The following is a 15,972-nucleotide window of genomic DNA, read 5'->3' on the forward strand; positions in this document are numbered from 1 at the left end:
GTCGTCCGGCGGGCCCTGACGACGAACGCAGGTCAACCTCACGAATCTCTCGCCGTGGCGCGCGTGACGACGAATCCCCAGTGTGACTCATTGTCCGTGGACGGATCGTCCCCATAGCGCGACGGTGAAGGCGTGTCCATTCCCCCTCACCGTGTCGCCTTCGGCTCCCGCCTGCGCGAGCTGCGCAAGGCGCACGGCTGGACGTCACAGGAGGCGTTCGCGCATCATGTTGGGCTCGACCGCACCTATGTCAGCGGGATCGAGCGGGGACGTCGCAACCCGACGCTCGACATCATCGTCAAACTCGCCAGCGGCCTCGGCGTGCCGCCGGCCGAGCTGCTGGACGCGATCCCGGCCGCCGACGACGCCTGAGGCCGGTGGGCCCGACGCTCTCACGTCGAGCCCACCGCGCCTGTTCATCTCACCAGAGGCCCTCGACCACATGCGCCTCGCCGACGGCCTCGCGCAGCCGCTGGCAGACACGGCGGAACTGGTCGGTGTCGCTGGGGCCGAGGTCGAGCGGCGTGAGGCCCTGGTGGCAGGACCCGCCGCCGCCCGGCAGCCAGACGAGGTGCTGGGCCTTGTCGGTCAGCGGGTCCCACACGGTCACGTGCGCGGACAGGCTGGTGTCGGGGATCGTGACCGTGACGGCCTCGCCGCCGTCGAAGTCCTCCGGGTGGTGCAGCCACTCCCACAGCGAGCGGTCGGCGAAGGCGTGGACGGTCGTTCCCGCGGGGTCGTGCTCGTCGATCATCACGATCAGGAAACCGCCGCCGATTTGGAGCGGCATGCTACCCTCTTCAAGCTTACGTAGCTTCATGTCAGTGCCCTTTCTGTTGGCACTCCCCCTCTCGGCACCGCCCCTGAAGGAAGACGCCCGTCGGATGTCCGACGGGCGTCTCTTCGAGTCAAGGGATGGGTTCACTCCTGGGGTGGCGGCTGCCAGGGCACCCATCCGGTCTGGGGGTGGAAGGCGCGTCCGTTGACGGGGTCGTGGGTCCATCCGGTGACCGGGTTGTACTGGGGCATGGGACGCCGGGCCGGGGCCTTGGGGTCCGGGTCGGGATCGGGGAGGAAGGCCCCGATCCCAGTGGCGACGAGCGCGGCGAACGCGGTGAGCAGGGTCAGGAGGAGGCCACCGCCGACGCTGGCCGCAGTGCCGGACCCGGCGGCCTGATCCGCGGCATCGGCTGCGCCGGCCATAAGAAGGAGCGGAACGGGAAACAGCCCGAGGATCGGGAGGATCGCGAGGAATTTGAAGACCATGCGCACTTGCCGCGGAGTGAAGATGAGCGCGGTGGCCGTGAGACTGGCGAGCACTGCGAGCAACTGCCAGACGACACAAAGCGTTAGGACGGCTATTGCGTCCTCGTCGCCCTTGGCTCGGGCCTCGGCTCGGGCGGAGGAGGGAAAATCGAACAGTGAGGGGTTGGCGTGGACGCCGATGACATGGCTGAAGTTGGCCCAGGGCAGCGCCATGGAGATCAGCGCGAGTAGCAGGCAGCAGAGGGTTCCGATGGCGACCCATTGGCATGGGGCGACCTTCAACGAGCCGGACGCTCGGGCGGGCGGACTCGCGGGGCTCTGGTGGTCCGGCAGTGGCACAGGTGGTGTGGGTTGGGTCACGGTTCAGTCCTTGATGATGGGGTTGGCGGTGATGACGCCCTCGTCGGGGTGCCAATGGATCGCGAGTCCGCCCTCGACGATTCCCCGAGGAGGGGTGGCCCCCTCGGGCCAGGCGGTGACCTGTGGATCGCCGTCGGCGGGGACGGTGACGAACTCGTAGTCGTAGTCGTCGCCGGTGACGTGAGTGTTGAGGTCGCTGCCGATCACGAGGCCGTAGGCGGTGCCGTCGTCGTCGACGGCCGTGAGGGTGACGCCTCGCTGCTCGGCCTCGCCGACGCACCGGTGGGCGGTGGTGGAGGTCCAGTTGTTGTCCCAGACGCCGTACTCCCCGCCGGGGCTGTGGACCAGCGGCGACGTGTGGGAGTGGCGGTGGCATGAGGGTAGGTCGAAGCGGCGTTCGCCGGTGTGGACGTCGAAGGCGGCCGCGTCGGTCATGAGCAGGCCCCGCGCCTGGTCGACGCTCTCGATGAAGATCGGCGTGCGAGCGTCCAACTCGGCGGTGCGGGCGTTCCACTTCTCGGAGACGGTGTAGTAATCGCCCAGCGTCTCATGGACGTCCCACACCGCGACGTCGTCAACGACCCCGCGCAGTGTCGCGGTCGAGAGATCGGCGGGGACGACCCGCTGGCTGCCGTCCTCAGCCACCACGACAAACCCTTCCCCAGGCGAGGCCTCACGAGTCTCGGGACCGAACGCGAGCCCGTACTCGGCCAGCACCCAGCCCCCGAAGTCGGCTTCGGCCACCACCGATCCGTCGTCGAGGGACAGCAGCGTCAAATGCGTCGTGACGGTGTCCTTGTCGAGCCCGGACCCCTCGCCCTCACGATCCTCGACGATCGCGACCGTCTCGTTCATCCACCGAATCTGACCGGTCGGCCACGGCGAGCTCACGTCCGAGGTGATCGGGTGGCTCCACGCCTCCTCCCCGTCGGCCGTCCACGCCTGGAGGCGCGTCGCGTCGTCGACGAGCGCGACGATCCGGTCGCCGGCGACATGCAGGCGATGGTCGAGAAGGCCATTGTTCATGCTCGTCGGTCTATCCAGGTCGACGTCCGTGTAGTCGATGTCGGCCTCGACGCTCCACACCGCCTCGCCGAACGCCTCGCCGACAGGCGGCGACACCACGGGCTTCTCAGGCTCGCTGGTCGAACGGTCACGTTCCTGGGACGACTCATCGTCCTGAGGCGCTGGCGAGGGAACGCCCGTCCCGCAGCCGGCCAGAGCGACGGCGAGGACGAACACGAGACAGACCACGACGAGACGTCGCGCTATCGAAGCCATGAAGAAGTCCCTTGCAGAGAATCCGGAAGATCGACCCGCTCGTGGCCGGTCGGCCACAGACTGTGTGCCGGACCGGACCCCCGGACAGCCCGGCACGTGCTGATCGAGACTGACCATATGTGACTTATAGTCAACTGTCGATCTGGGGTGCCAGGTGGCGTGGTCCGCGCGGCCGGCGCACCACCCGGGCGCGGTCTGACGGCTCGGCCCATTTCACCCGGAGAGTCACCCAGGCGATCCCGTAACGACCCTCGACTCGCCTAGTTGTTGACTATGAGTCACAATCTGTGTCCAGGTGGGTCGGGGGACCGCCTGCCCGCATCCATTCCACGCCTGGAGGCGCACCCATGTCCATCCGGAGATCCCTGACCGCCGCGATCACGACCGCCTTGCTCGGAGCCGGCTTGGTCGCCGCGCCGACCACCGCCGCCCACGCGGCCGGAAGCTGCTGGATCACCGGCGACCCGACCGTCGGCAACACGATCACGATCCAGACGTCCGGCATCACCTCGAAGCGTCCGATCCAGTACACCTTCAACGGCATCAGCAGCCATCACGCGCAGAGCTACACGCTGCCCGACGTCCCAGGCGCGTACGTCTACGCCCAAGTCGCCACCGCTGACAAGCCCACAGGCAACCCCCGGTACGAGTGCGGCGGAGTCACCATCAAGGCCAAGCCCGCCGCGCCCGCACCACAGAACCCAGCCCCCAAGCCCCAGGCCCCGACGCCGCAGCAGCCTGCTCCGCAGCCGAGCAACCCGGCTCCGCAGCAGCCCTCTCATCCGGCGCCGACCACACCCGCGCCGAGCGCGGAGCCGGAAGTCACCGATGAGCCCGAGGCCGAGACCCCGGCTGAGGAGCCGAAGACCGTCGACGAGCTCGTCGACACCGGCGACATGACGCCGTCCGAGGAGATCAAGCAGGTCGCAAAGCTTCGAAACTTCACCACCGCCCCGAAGCCAGTGCTGAGCACCGACACCATCAAGGTCGGCATGAAGCTCGAGGCCGTCGTCACCGGCTGGAGCCCGAAGCCGACTGCGCTGGTCTACGCCTGGTACGTCGACGGCAAGCCCGCCGGCGAGGGCAAGACCCTCACCATCACCGCCGCGATGGCCGGTAAGCCGGTCTACGTCGTCGTCGGTGGCAAGCGTGATGGCTACTTGACGTCCACTCGGATCAGCAGCGTGTCGATGATTCAGGCCGCCCCGAAGCCGAAAGACCCCAAGGTCGTCGAGGCCGAGCAGACTCAGAAGAAGGCCGAGCAGATCAAGACGGTCACGACCGACGTCAACGCCGCGCGGACCCAAAACGGCCTCAAGGCCCTGCCGCGCGACTCCCGTCTCGACGCCGAGGCCCAGCGCTGGGCGGACAAGCTCGGCCAGAACTGCAAGTACTTCGAGCACAACCAAGGCGGCAACCCGAAGGTGGCTGGTTTCTCGCGCACCATGGAGAACCTCTTCAAGGGTTATGGGTCTACGGCCGTGGGCGCGTGGATGAACTCACCCGGACACCGCGCGAACATCCTCAAGTCAGACCACACGCACTTCGGTGTCGGCTACAACGCCAAGTGCGGCGGCATCCGCGTCCTGCTGATGGGGAAGAAATGACCGCGCCGCCACTCACCGACGAGGTCGACCTCACCTGGTGAAACACAAGCTCCCCTCTTCTGGCGGAAGATCAAGTCTCAGCCAACGGTCAACCTCCGTGATCCCACGCCAGAAGAGGGGTTTCCCTTCACACATGCCCCGGTGTCCGGGGCTGCGTTCAAACCTCCGCTCATAGGTCCCAGCGTGGCCCCGGGTACCGGTCCCTCTGACCACAGCACCACCACTTCAGGAGTAGCCCGCATGAATCTCCCACCTTCCGTCGCCGACACGAGCGGGAAGCCTCGTTCTCGGAGCCGCGTCGCTGCGGTGCTCTTGACCGCTGTCGCCTTGACGGTCGCTGCCGGGTGCGGAGGATCGAACGGCGAGGGCGGAACGGACTCAGGCTCGGTGGTCTTGAAAGCTGCCGACGATCCGGGGTCGGCCCCGTTCACCGACAGCGTCGCCTCGGGTGTCGCGTTATCGGCGGACGCGCTGGCGCGAATCGACACCGACATGGCCGGTCACGTCGACGGGGCCACTCCCGGCCTGTACGGCGGCACGAATGGAACCACGGTCGCCGACCCGACAGCGTTGGTTGACCTGCTCGCGGCTGATCCCGCGCGGAGCGAGGCATGGGCGGGCACGCTGACGCTCGACGCGGCGGACGTGGCCGCTGCCATCGCGGAACTGACGCCGGTAGTCCTGACCCGCGACACCGCCGTCGTCGACCACCGCTACGAGGACGGCGAGGCTGTCCCATACCCGGCGGTCTTACAGGCCGGCACCGCCGTGCTCGTCGACGACCACGGAACGCCCGTGGTCCGCTGCGCCTCCGGAAGCCCGCTCACCATGCCCGAGGACGACCTCAACCTGTCGGACACCTCCGGAGATGCCTGGGATGGCTACGAGCCCGAAGCCGTGATCGGTGTCGCCCCGGCCGCCGAGCCGGTCACCGAGTTCACCCTCATCGACGCCGACACGGGCGAGGACCTGGTCGTCTCGCTGACCGGACCCACCGAGGAGTGGGTGTACCCGTTCGACGCGGCTAGCGAACTGGAGGACGGGTGGACGATCCGCCCGGGCTCGGAGAGCGGAGGCGACACAGGCCAATGGCGCGCCACAGCGCCCGGCGTGTACAAGAGCTACGTCAGCGCGACGACCGCGATGTGCTGGGAAGATCCGAACATCTCCGGCGAGCTGTTGTGCCAGGTCGGTGACATCGCCGAACGGGAGTTGTGGCGCTACACCGTCTCCGGTCCGCTGCCTACCGCCCCCGGAACAGACCCTCTCGACCCGATCTTCTACGAGCTTGAGACGGGCGTCCGCTGCACCCCGAGTTCGATGGGCGGCCGAGGTGTCGGCCGGAGCGACGGCTTCATGGACTGGGCCATGTGCTGGGCCGACGGCGGCGACTTCGGCGGAAACCTCTACCAGTCGGGCGAGCCAGTCGAGAAGACCGACGACGGCTGGTTCGTCCACACCGCCAGCGGAGACGAAGCCCCGCTCGAACGAGTCCGGGTCGCCAAAGTCTGGTACCCCGCGAGTCCGACCGCCTGACGCCACACCCCGCACACGAGAGAACACCATGACCATGACGACATCCTGGACACGCCGAACAGCCATGCTCCTGACCGCCGCCGCGTTGACGGCGACCGCTGCCTGCGGCGGCTCCGACTCTGGCGACAAGACGTCTAGCGACGACGGCGCTGATCCAGTGATCCTGGAAGCCCTCGACTCCACAGGCGACGCCCCGTTCACCGACAGCGTCGCCGGGAACGTGACCCTGTCGGAGCAGGCCGCCGCCGTGGCCGACGACGCCGGGCACAGCGGGCAGGTCCACGGCACGACACCCGGCTTGTACGGCGGCACGAACGACAACACCGCCTGCGATCATCTCGCCCTCGCCGAGTTCCTCAAGAGCGACGGCGACAAAGCCGACGCCTGGGCCAAGGTCGTCGACATCGCCCCCGGCCGCATCGAGGAATATCTCGCCACCCTCACCCCCGTCGTGCTGACCCGCGACACCGCCGTCATCAACCACGGCTTCGAGAACGGGAAGGCGACGCCGTTCCCCGCGGTCTTGCAGGCCGGAAGCGCGGTCCTGGTCGACACGAACGGCACACCCCGCGTGCGCTGCGCATGCGGGAACCCCCTCGACGTGCCTGAGGACGACCTCGACGTCGCCGACACGAAGGGCGACGAGTGGGACGGCTACGACCCGAAAACCGTCATCGGCGTGACCCCTGCGCCTGAGACCGTCAAGGAGCTGACCCTCATCGACCCGACCACCGGCGAAACCATCCAACGCCCCACCGGCCCCATCCCCACACCACCCGTCGACGGCGCCTACCCCTGGGCCGGCGGCCCCATCCCGGAATGGTCGGAGCCGATGACGGTGATCCTCCCGCCGCAGAACAGCCGTGCGGGAGCCGAGGAAGCGGTCATCGCGACACCGAGCGGCAACATCAAATGCGGTTTCTCGGCCAACCACGGACAGTGCGGGGTCGACTCCTGGGTTGAGACCCTGCCCTACGGCGAGGACGAGAACGAGGGCCCCTACACCGCCGTCGTGTGGACCGACAACGGCCGCGGCACGCTGACGGCCGGACCACCCGGCGGTGCTCGCCCCGGCCCGGTCCCCGACCGGCAAGTCCTCCAGTACGGGCAGGTCGCCCACTTCGGCGACTTCGTCTGCGCTTCGGAGGAGAACGGGCTGACCTGCTGGAACGCCGCCACCGGCCACGGCGCGCTCATCAACCGCGACGGCTTCGCAGCCTTCTGAGAACGCATCGACAAGAGACATCTCATGAACAAGAAAACCGTCATCGCCGCCGTCGTAGTGCTACTCGTCGGAGGCGTCACCGCGTTCTGGCTGCTACGCGACGACGAACCTCACCCCGACGATCTCGCCCCCACCCGACCGGCGGCCACACAACTGACCGAAGGGCTCGCCGCCACCGCCCCCGTCGAACTCACCGACGACGAGCTCGCCTGCACCGCCGACATCCTCACCAGCTCAGACCTGTCCGACGAGACCCTCCGCCTCATCACCGCCGGAACCATCACCGTCGAAGGCGTCACACCCGACGGCGAGACCGTACTCGACGACGACCAAGCCGCCGTCCTCGCCACACTCCTGCCCGACGTCTACGCCTGCGTCAGCGCACACCCCGAGAACAACGACACGGAGACCGACTAATGAGCACCCCTCCACCGCCCCCGCCCTCAAACACCTCCGAGCACCCCGCCGACAATCCGGGCCAGAAAAAGCTGGTCCTGCTCTCGGCTGCCATCGGAGCCACAGCGGCACTGCTCGTGGCGCTGATCGCCGGCGCGGTGCTCTGGTTCGCCTCCGACTCCGACGACGGCTCGGCGGGCCCCACGTCGCCAGCGTCCTCCGATACCGACGACCAGAAGGCCGACGTCGACCTCGACGGTCGCCCGGACGTGGAGGCGATCATGGACGTCTTCGCCTCCTCGATGAACGAGATCGACGAGGAGACCGGCGAGGTCATCCCCTATGAGATGAGCGCCGCCGAGCTCGAGGACTACACATGCGTGGCCGAGTTCATGTTCGATTCCGATGTGAGCGACGAGACGCTCCGGGTCTGGGTCGAGGCGGCGTACGACCGGGCCGACCTCACGCAGGAGCAGTTCGACGAGGCGTACAGCGCCTTTCAGGCGGGCGAGGACGCGTGCGGCGTGGAGGCGACCCCGTGAGGCGGCCGCTGTCGGCCGTCGCCGTGGTCTGCGCCCTGACCCTGTCGGCGTGCGGGGGCTCCGGCGAGGCGAGGCGCGACGACTCCGGAGCGAAGCCCTCGGCGTCGGCGACCGCCGGAGCAGATGACGACGGCCGCCCGACAGTCGAGGACTTCATGGAGCCGTTGGTGGCGGTCTTGGGCCAGGAGGGCCTGGAGGACGACCCCGGCTCACTGCTCCTGCGCGAGTGCACGGCACGGCTCTTCGTCGAATCCGACGTCAGCGACGAGGGCCTGCGGACCCTGTTGGAGTCGCATCGGCTGTTCGCGGCGTACGTCGAGGCGGGCGGCGACCCCGCTGTGGAGATGACGGACGAGGACATCGAGCGCTTGGGCGGCGACCCAGGTCTGACCATGTCGGCCGAGGACCAAGAGCTGTTGGACATCGTCGCGGACGACCCCGAGGGGAAAAGCGTCGAGTGCATGACCGAGGGTGCTACGGAACTACAGGAGGCCGAGGGCGAATGAGCACGACGATGACTGGTTGCGGCTTGGACGGGTGGTCATGACTCAACTGCCGCCCGCCGGCTGGTACCCCGATGGCCGAGGCGGACGACGCTGGTGGGACGGCGTGGCCTGGACCGATCACGGCCAACCGGCCAAGACCGACCGTTCCCTCTCAGGACAGGGCAGAGTCGGACTGATCGTCGGTGGCGTCGTGGCCGCCGTCGTGCTGTTGATCGTCGTCCCGCTGGTCCTGGTGGTGGTTCTCGACCAGGACGGTCCGGAAGAGGTCGCGGTGAAGTGGACGACCGCCAGGGTCGAGAGCGACTCCGAGACGTTGTGCCGCCTGAGCAGCGACACGGTGAACAGCGAGCTTTTCGGCGGGTTCGACGGCGACACTTGCGCCGAGTACGGGCGGGAGACCCGCTCTGAGTTGAATGAGGAGTTCGCCGAGATCGCGACCACCTACGACGAACTTCTCGCGGACGTCGACACCACCGTCCAGGTGCTCAACGTGGAGAAACGGTCCGACAACAGAGTCCTCGTCAAGGTGAGGTGGACGCAGACCTACCACGGCGACGACCTCGATATCGCCGAGTACATCGACGAGAACGTGTCCGGGCAGACCCTCACCCTCACCGTCATGAGGAAGGACGGTCAGTGGCTCGTGCACGGGGTCGCCGTGTAATCACCGGGAGCCTCGACGGTCCACAAGGTTTGCTACATGGAAAGTGGCGGAGGTCGAGGCCGTCAGCGAAGATCCAGTGTCGCCCACAAGTTGCGACGGAGATGAACGGAATCTGGGGCAACTGCTTCGCAACGGCGCACGAGACATGCCGCAAAGCCATCGTTCGATCCCCACCGTCGTAAGGCCTTGCGAAAGATCCGCCCCACCTGACATCGGTCACCTACACCAGTCGTAGGTTGGCCCGCTCAGACGTCACCTGGCCCTCACCTGCCAGGGCGGTCGGTGCGAGCCCGAACATGTGACTACGGATCTCACTGGGAGGCAGCCCGAGGTCAGCCGCGATTGTTCCGATGCCCTCACCTTCAAGGTGCAGTTGTTGCAGCACTTTCCAGAGCATCTTGGAGGACTCTCGTTCGATGCCACCAGGTTCTCCGCTGCGGTAGCCCATGCGTGACAAGTCGACGCAGGCCGTTCTGTAGGCCCACTCGGTCATGAGGCCGAGTTCGTTCGCTCTGTGTGCCAGCGCCATCGCGGCCACACCCCATTTGCTCTTTGCCTTGATGAGTGCCCCGGCACGAGCATTGTGGAGTCGCTGAGCGTAGACGCCTCTGGCGGGCATGAGGAAAGCCGCTGCGAAACGGTTGGCCTCGTTCTCAGCTTCCTTGCCCTCGACAGGAGCGTGTTCGCCATGCATCACCAGGTGCCCCAGCTCATGAGCTGCGTCGAATCGCGACCTCTCGCCTGTCTTCTTCGTGTTCAGGAACACGAAGGGCTCGCCACGCCAGTTGGTGCAGTAGGCGTCGAGGTTTTGGTTGTCATGGGTCAATGAGTAGACCCGGACGCCATGCGCTTCCAGCAGGTGGATCATGTTCTTGATCGGTCGTTCGCCAAGCCCCCACCGAGCCCGGATCTCTTGGGCTGCGGTTTCCGGCTCACGACCCGTCAAGCTAGGAATATCTGCTGGGGGGAGATCGAAGCGTTCCTTGATCCAATCGTTGATCATGATGGCTATCCGACCTGCGGCCCGGCCCTGGTCGCGCTGGCGGACGGGGGTCTTGGTCAACGCGCGAAAACTGACGGCGCCCTCTGGGATCTCGTCAAGATCGGTGCCCCGTAAGAAGCTCGGATTCACTGCCAATGCCTCGGCTAGGCGAGAGATCGTCTCCTGCGACGGCTCGGAGCGTCCGTTCTCATACTTGGACAAGCTGGTGGTCGAGATGTTCGCTTCGGATGCGAGGGCTGTGATGGTGAGCCCCTGCCGCTTACGGGCTAGTAGAAGTCTTCCTGGGTTCAGGGGCGTTTCAGCGTCGGGCGATGTCGACATCGTAGGCGTCTCCGTCATCGTCGGAGTCCTGGTCATGGTTACCGTCCTCCGCCTCGTCGAGCACGATCTCATCCAGGATGATCCGCTCAGCCCATTGAGTGATCTTGCCCTTGTGACTCCCGTTCGGAAGGGACAACTCAGCACGGATGACGTTCCCGTCGACGTACTGAATCAGATACCAGATGGGGTACTCGTCGTCCTCGTGATCCTCGCTCATGAAGTCAGGGCCGAAGTCGAGTACGTATTGGTTCCGATCGACAGCCTTAGACGTGGTCGGCCCCTTGGTGTACTTGGTCGACGGGTTCCCATGGGGGTTCCCCGTCATGGAGTCGCCGGAGCTGACGACGATGGCGAACCGCTTTCCCGGTGCGACGGTCCGGCAGAAGTTGTTGCCGTTGTCGTAGTCCCAACCGTGAGGCATCAGACCCTCACGCAAGTAACGAACTGTCGCAGCGTAACGCGACCACCCTTCAGCGGTTGGAGGATCTAGCGGAGTCACCTGAGCCGCCTCGGCATCCGCGCGGCGAATGGCTTGACTGAGCTGCCGCCGGGAGAGGCCGAGCGCCTCCAGCCGCCGATCGGCTTCGATTCCCTCGTACGCCTGGGCAAGGTTCATGACGCACTCCCTTCTATGTGTTTACGAAATCTTACCTCATCTGAGGTAAGAAAATATAAACTCTTGCCTAGGCCGGCGCAACTGGCCAGGCGGGTAGTCAGTCACCGTGCTCGAGATAGTGGCGGCCCGCGTCGGCGATCTCGCACTCCCACCCTTTCTCGCGGGTCGTGTCCGTGCGGATCGTTACGAGACGACGCGCCTTCAACGCACTCGCGGAGTGCCGATAGCCGGTGTAGCCGATCGTCAGGGCATCCGTCGGCGACCCACCGCAGGACCTCGAGCTGCCGCTCGTTGACGTTCGGGTCCATGAACCGATGCTAGGCGCATCCGTCGGTTTAGTCATGTCTCCAGACGGGTTCTGACTCCCAGTCTTCTGGGAAGGACATCGCCTGTCGTGCGGTGATCCCCTGCACTGGTGGGAACGCTTTGCGGACGAGTGTGCGGAAGTTGGCCGGCCATCTGGTGGTGGGGTCGGCTGCGCGCAGCATGGAGGCGAGGACGGCCAGGTAGCCGTAGATCTTGCGCCGGTCGGCCAGGTGCTCGATGTGGTGCAGGTCGGGGCCGACGTCCGCGGTCCGCAGGTGGGGGAGCGCGTGGACCAGGTTCCTGTTCCAGAGGCGTGAGTGGTGGGCGCTGGCGTTCCTGATGGTGTTGAGGCCGAGCAGCCAGCCGTTCATGGTCCGTCCGGTCTTCACGCCGAAGAAGCGGGCGATCTCGTTGGTGTCGTCTTTGCGCATCAGTCCGAACAGCCGGATCAGTGTGCCGAGGTCCATGATCTCGGTGGCGACCCAGACGGGGATGTGTCCGTCGTACTTCTCTAAGTAGTGCTTGACGAAGTCCTCGTTCTTGGCCGCCGAGACATGTTGGCCCCATTTCTCAAGCCACTCGTCGTGGCGGCTCAGCCCGGAGCGTCGTTGGATCGTCCCGGCCCGGTGGTCGAGGGCGGCGAGGTGGAGATGGCCGAAGGGGTCGCGGCGTCCGAGAATGTGCGCGATCTGCACGCGGAGGGTGACCTCGAAGGCCTCGATCCCGTCCATCACGTGGAGTCGTAGCCTCCGGTCGAAGGCGTAGAGGCGGGCCGCGTCGTCGAAGGAGTGGCCCGGAGCGAACTCTTTGAGCCGGTAGTGGACCGTGCTGTGACGTTTCCGGTCTTCTGGCAGCGGTTTCCGCAACGGGTACCAGTAGGCCGAGAGCCGGTAGTAGCCGATCCGCCGCAACAGCTGCTCGGCCGCGTCCACGTCGTCGCAGGACAGGCCCCGTGAGATCAGCAACTCGACCTGGTCCCGGTAGGACAGGTGCGGCTTGACGTACTTCATCTCGCCCCCGTTGGCATAAGAAAACCGGCCCCGTACTAGCGGAGCTAGCAGTGGGGGCCGGTGTTTATGACGCTAGCTTAACGACCGTCGCCAAGGCGAGGCAAGTCAGATGCGATGCGCGGTACGGGATCAAGAAGGAGTCGCTTCAAGAGATCGCCTCAGCCAGCTTGGAGTTCGTACAGCGTGGACGTCCTGCTCGGACCACGGAGACAGACATAGAGACCCTGCGGTCGGCATCCGCTTACGTCCAGCCCCGGCAGGGCCGGGGCACGGCGACGTCGGTGAGAGCCGTGTCGTGGCGCGTCGGAGCGTCCTCCCGCGAATGGACTGCCAGCGGCGCGGCGCGGCTCTCGTCAACCGACACCGAGCCGAGGAGACTGCCATGACCGCCGCCGACCCCACGACGCCGCGAGTGTGGATCGCCTGTCTTGCCTGCTATAGCGACGGACGGTTGGTCGGTGACTGGTTCGACGCGGAGGTCGCGGCTGACGTGACTCTCGATGAGATTCACGCCGAGTTCGGCAGCGTCAGGATGGGGTGTGAGGAGGTCTGGTGCTTCGATGCTGAGTACCTGCTCACGAACACGGAGATGTCACCGGCAGAGGCGCAGCGCCAAGCCGAGCTGCTGGCCCAGGTCGACGGGCACCTGCGCCAGGCGTTCCGGGCCTTCGTCGCGTTGGGTGACTACGCCGCTGACGGCGACGGCCTGCCTGACGTGTCCGAGTTCGAGGACCGTTACTGCGGGGAGTGGCCTTCGTTCCGTGACTACTCCGACGAGCTGGTCGACGACACCGGCATGCTGCGTGAGATCCCCGAGTCCGTGGTCCGCTACTTCGACTATGCCGGGTTCGCCCGTGACCTGGAGATGGAGCACTCGACCGCGCCGACCTCTGACTTCGGCGTCTACGTCTTCCGCGACCAGTGAGGTTTGCCCTCACCCCGCACAATCGAAAGTCCGTCTCGAAAGGACCTCATGAACTCCGTCATCGACCGCGTTCACGCGATCTCCGATGTCCACGGGCACCTCGCTCCGCTCGACCTCGCGCTCGAACACGTCGATCTGGCCAGCGATGCCACCGCATGGCTCGTCTTCTGCGGCGACTACGTCGATCGGGGACCGGAGTCGGCAGGCGTGCTCAGGCGGATCCGAGAGCAACAGCGTGCCCACCCCGGCCGTGTCCACGCGGTGCTCGGAAACCATGACGTCGAATTTCTGGAATGGCTCGAGGGCGACGCGCCGTACTGGCTGTCCGCCGACTACGACCTGGAGACGACGCGCTCGTTCCTGCCCGACGAGGTCGTGGCTCAGATCACCGAACCCCATCACGGGTACCACGCCTACCCGGCTGATATGGACGACATGTTGCGCGCCGAGGTCCTCGCCCGTCACGGCGACCTGATCGCCTGGCTACGAGGGCTTCCGTTGTACGTGGACCTGCCTCACGCCCTGTATCTGCACGCCGGACTCGACGAGGACGCCGGACGCTGGGCGATCCAGGCCACCGACGACTTCACCATGACGCACAAGTTCCCGCCGAGTGTCGGCCCGAGCCCGATCGGCAAACCGATCGTCGCCGGTCACGTCCGCGCCGGCGCGGTGCGCGGGTCGGACGACTACAGCTCGTTCTACGACGGCGAGGGCCATTGGTTTGTGGACGGCGGAGTCGAGTTCACCGGGCGCCTCAACGTGCTGACCTACCACGTGCGCCAGGCCCGGTGGGAGCGGTGGCAGACGCCTTATCTGGCGCCGACGGGCTGAGGCCGGGCTCTCCAGGCCACGCGCGGGGCGCGTGGCGAGCAGGTCGGTGAACATCCCGACTGCCTGGAGGCTCCATGACCATCGACCATGACGTGCTCGCTCCTGACTGGCGCGGCGACATCACGACACTGTCTGACGACGAGCTTGCCCAGCGGCACGACAATCTGGTCCGGGCTGTCGCGGCGCAGACGATCTTGTTCGACGAGGCGCGCACCTGGCAGGTCGTCGAGATCGTCGACACGCCGCATCATCGCGCTGACCGGCAGGCCCTCGCCGACTGCCTGAACGAGTACCGCCGCCGCCATCTCGGCTGATTCCCACCACAACGAGCGAGAGCCCGTCTCGAAGCGCTACGCGTTTCGAGACGGGCTCTCCTGTTCGTCAACGTTGACGATCCCGATGGCCCGCGACGGCTCTGGCACCTTGAGCCCTGATCTTCTCGTCTAGCGCTTTGATGGCGCGAGCGGACTGCTGATCGGGCGTGGGCTTCCCACGTGGCTCGGCGTCGCTCACGAATTGTGAGCCCGATGACGATGTGTAGCGAGTTTCATCCTCACGAGTCGGCGCGTTCGTGTGAACGTGGTTCTCGCGCGCGTCATCCACGCGTGGTGTGGGGTTGTTGTGAGTCTCATGAGTGGACGTGTCATGTGATGCCGGTGTGTGGATCATGTGAGTGTCAGCGTCGTCTGAAGTGTTGTTCTCGTGTGGTTCAACATCGCTCACATCATGTGAGCCCGGTGACGGCGTGACGGCCGTTTCACGTTCACGGGATGAGGTGCTCTCGTGAGTGTGAATCTCGGGTGGCCCATCCGGCTGTGTTGTGAGCGTGTTGTGATTCTCCATCTGCTCGGCGTTCATGATGGCGTTGATCTCATCGCGGGAATATCCGGCCATCGCCATCTCGAAGTGGGAGGGACGGCCAGCGCGGTCGAGAATCACCGGCCGTGTTGGCGCGGGGGCAGGAACGTGAGGCGCGCGTTCGGCGTTCTCAGCGATCCGGGCGTCGAGGCTGGCCTTCTCGAAGTCGGCGCCGAGGGAGCGTGGACGACGCAGACGGGTCTTCTCATCCTCGGCGGTCGTCAAGTTGCGTCGGTGCTGTTTGAACCCGACGCCACGCGGGTCGGTGACGACGGTGACGCCCTCGGTCTCGGCGGCTTCGACGAATCCCTCCCAGCTGGTCGCATCGGGCGCGTCGAGGGCACGGCGCAGCCTGGCTTTGAGTATGAGCGCGGAGAAGGGTTCGGGATCGGTGAACACGGCCCTTGCGTCGACAGCGGCCTGGCGACGCTGGCCCCAGATCTTCCAGGCGGCGTGCTGACGCAGTTCCGACTGCGTTCGCTTCTCGACCGCGCGCAGGACCTTGCCGGGGATCTTCGGCTCGCCGCGTTCGGCTCGGCGGGCGTTGTCGGCGGCCCGCTCGCGGGCGGTGTCCATCGCTGCCTGGTTCTTAGGGAACCGCTGATCAACTCGTAGGTCTGGGGCGGTGTCGGCTGGCCGGGCTGTCCGGTCAGGGTTGTGGGGTCGAGTTTGGGTCTTTGGAGGGTGATTTTCCTTGTGTTCCTGCCCTTTCCCGG

18 protein-coding genes are annotated in these 15,972 nt (G+C 66.3%); 11 read left to right on the forward strand and 7 right to left on the reverse strand.

Features of this window, described 5'->3' with window-relative positions:
- Positions 1-132: 132 nt before the first annotated feature.
- Positions 133-372, forward strand: a complete 240-nt coding sequence (locus tag QM621_RS11190) for a helix-turn-helix domain-containing protein (RefSeq protein ID WP_414990462.1) — start codon at positions 133-135, stop codon at positions 370-372.
- Positions 373-421: 49 nt separating this feature from the next.
- Here QM621_RS11190 and QM621_RS11195 read toward each other — a convergent pair whose 3' ends face one another.
- The 3 genes from QM621_RS11195 to QM621_RS11205 form a co-directional block, all read right to left on the reverse strand.
- On the reverse strand, positions 422-790 hold the full coding sequence (locus QM621_RS11195) for a hypothetical protein (protein ID WP_414990463.1): 369 nt from the start codon (positions 788-790) through the stop codon (positions 422-424).
- A gap of 131 nt (positions 791-921) precedes the next feature.
- Entirely contained in the window at positions 922-1,479 is a 558-nt protein-coding gene (locus QM621_RS11200) for a hypothetical protein (protein ID WP_414990464.1), read from the reverse strand.
- A 150-nt stretch (positions 1,480-1,629) separates the two neighbouring features.
- The gene (locus QM621_RS11205) at positions 1,630-2,748 is read right to left on the reverse strand and encodes a hypothetical protein (protein WP_414990465.1); all 1,119 of its coding nucleotides are present in this window, start codon (positions 2,746-2,748) and stop codon (positions 1,630-1,632) included.
- 506 nt (positions 2,749-3,254) lie between these two features.
- On the opposite strand from QM621_RS11205, the gene QM621_RS11210 reads away from it, so the two are divergent.
- The 7 genes from QM621_RS11210 (at position 3,255) to QM621_RS11240 (ending at position 9,383) form a co-directional block, all read left to right on the forward strand.
- Positions 3,255-4,514, forward strand: a complete 1,260-nt coding sequence (locus QM621_RS11210) for a CAP domain-containing protein (RefSeq protein WP_414990466.1) — start codon at positions 3,255-3,257, stop codon at positions 4,512-4,514.
- A 387-nt stretch (positions 4,515-4,901) separates the two neighbouring features.
- Entirely contained in the window at positions 4,902-6,050 is a 1,149-nt protein-coding gene (locus QM621_RS11215) for a DUF6777 domain-containing protein (RefSeq protein ID WP_414990467.1), read from the forward strand.
- A gap of 64 nt (positions 6,051-6,114) precedes the next feature.
- Positions 6,115-7,275, forward strand: a complete 1,161-nt coding sequence (locus QM621_RS11220) for a DUF6777 domain-containing protein (RefSeq protein ID WP_414990468.1) — start codon at positions 6,115-6,117, stop codon at positions 7,273-7,275.
- A gap of 24 nt (positions 7,276-7,299) precedes the next feature.
- Positions 7,300-7,692: a hypothetical protein gene (locus tag QM621_RS11225; RefSeq protein WP_414990469.1), complete on the forward strand. Its 393-nt coding sequence runs from the start codon at positions 7,300-7,302 to the stop codon at positions 7,690-7,692.
- Entirely contained in the window at positions 7,692-8,213 is a 522-nt protein-coding gene (locus QM621_RS11230) for a hypothetical protein (protein WP_414990470.1), read from the forward strand. Before QM621_RS11225 ends, QM621_RS11230 begins: the two co-directional genes overlap by 1 nt.
- Positions 8,210-8,719 (forward strand): hypothetical protein, encoded by a 510-nt coding sequence (locus tag QM621_RS11235; RefSeq protein ID WP_414990471.1) that lies wholly within the window; start codon positions 8,210-8,212, stop codon positions 8,717-8,719. The genes QM621_RS11230 and QM621_RS11235 overlap by 4 nt, the downstream gene beginning before the upstream one ends.
- A 37-nt stretch (positions 8,720-8,756) precedes the next feature.
- Positions 8,757-9,383 carry a DUF2510 domain-containing protein gene (locus tag QM621_RS11240; RefSeq protein WP_414990472.1) on the forward strand — a complete coding sequence of 209 codons (627 nt, stop codon included), beginning with the start codon at positions 8,757-8,759 and terminating at the stop codon, positions 9,381-9,383.
- A 220-nt stretch (positions 9,384-9,603) separates the two neighbouring features.
- Here the strand turns inward: QM621_RS11240 and QM621_RS11245 are convergent, their stop codons facing one another.
- From QM621_RS11245 to QM621_RS11255, 3 genes are all read right to left on the reverse strand, one after another.
- Positions 9,604-10,707 (reverse strand): helix-turn-helix domain-containing protein, encoded by a 1,104-nt coding sequence (locus QM621_RS11245; protein ID WP_414990473.1) that lies wholly within the window; start codon positions 10,705-10,707, stop codon positions 9,604-9,606.
- Complete coding sequence (locus QM621_RS11250) at positions 10,685-11,323, reverse strand: hypothetical protein (protein WP_414990474.1); 639 nt, start codon at positions 11,321-11,323, stop codon at positions 10,685-10,687. Before QM621_RS11250 ends, QM621_RS11245 begins: the two co-directional genes overlap by 23 nt.
- 335 nt (positions 11,324-11,658) lie before the next feature.
- Positions 11,659-12,639 carry an Abi family protein gene (locus QM621_RS11255; protein WP_414990475.1) on the reverse strand — a complete coding sequence of 327 codons (981 nt, stop codon included), beginning with the start codon at positions 12,637-12,639 and terminating at the stop codon, positions 11,659-11,661.
- Between the two features lie 382 nt (positions 12,640-13,021).
- Here QM621_RS11255 and QM621_RS11260 point away from each other — a divergent pair, with 382 nt between their 5' ends.
- The 3 genes from QM621_RS11260 (at position 13,022) to QM621_RS11270 (ending at position 14,712) form a co-directional block, all read left to right on the forward strand.
- The gene (locus QM621_RS11260) at positions 13,022-13,564 is read left to right on the forward strand and encodes an antirestriction protein ArdA (RefSeq protein WP_414990476.1); all 543 of its coding nucleotides are present in this window, start codon (positions 13,022-13,024) and stop codon (positions 13,562-13,564) included.
- A 48-nt stretch (positions 13,565-13,612) separates the two neighbouring features.
- Positions 13,613-14,398: a metallophosphoesterase gene (locus tag QM621_RS11265; protein WP_414990477.1), complete on the forward strand. Its 786-nt coding sequence runs from the start codon at positions 13,613-13,615 to the stop codon at positions 14,396-14,398.
- Positions 14,399-14,472: 74 nt separating this feature from the next.
- Positions 14,473-14,712 carry a hypothetical protein gene (locus QM621_RS11270; protein WP_414990478.1) on the forward strand — a complete coding sequence of 80 codons (240 nt, stop codon included), beginning with the start codon at positions 14,473-14,475 and terminating at the stop codon, positions 14,710-14,712.
- Between the two features lie 67 nt (positions 14,713-14,779).
- Here QM621_RS11270 and QM621_RS11275 read toward each other — a convergent pair whose 3' ends face one another.
- Positions 14,780-15,832, reverse strand: a complete 1,053-nt coding sequence (locus QM621_RS11275) for a hypothetical protein (protein ID WP_414990479.1) — start codon at positions 15,830-15,832, stop codon at positions 14,780-14,782.
- Between the last annotated feature and the right edge of the window lie 140 nt (positions 15,833-15,972).

This window comes from Aeromicrobium sp., assembly GCF_047606445.1.
In the GTDB taxonomy this organism is placed as follows: Bacteria; Actinomycetota; Actinomycetes; order Propionibacteriales; family Nocardioidaceae; genus Aeromicrobium.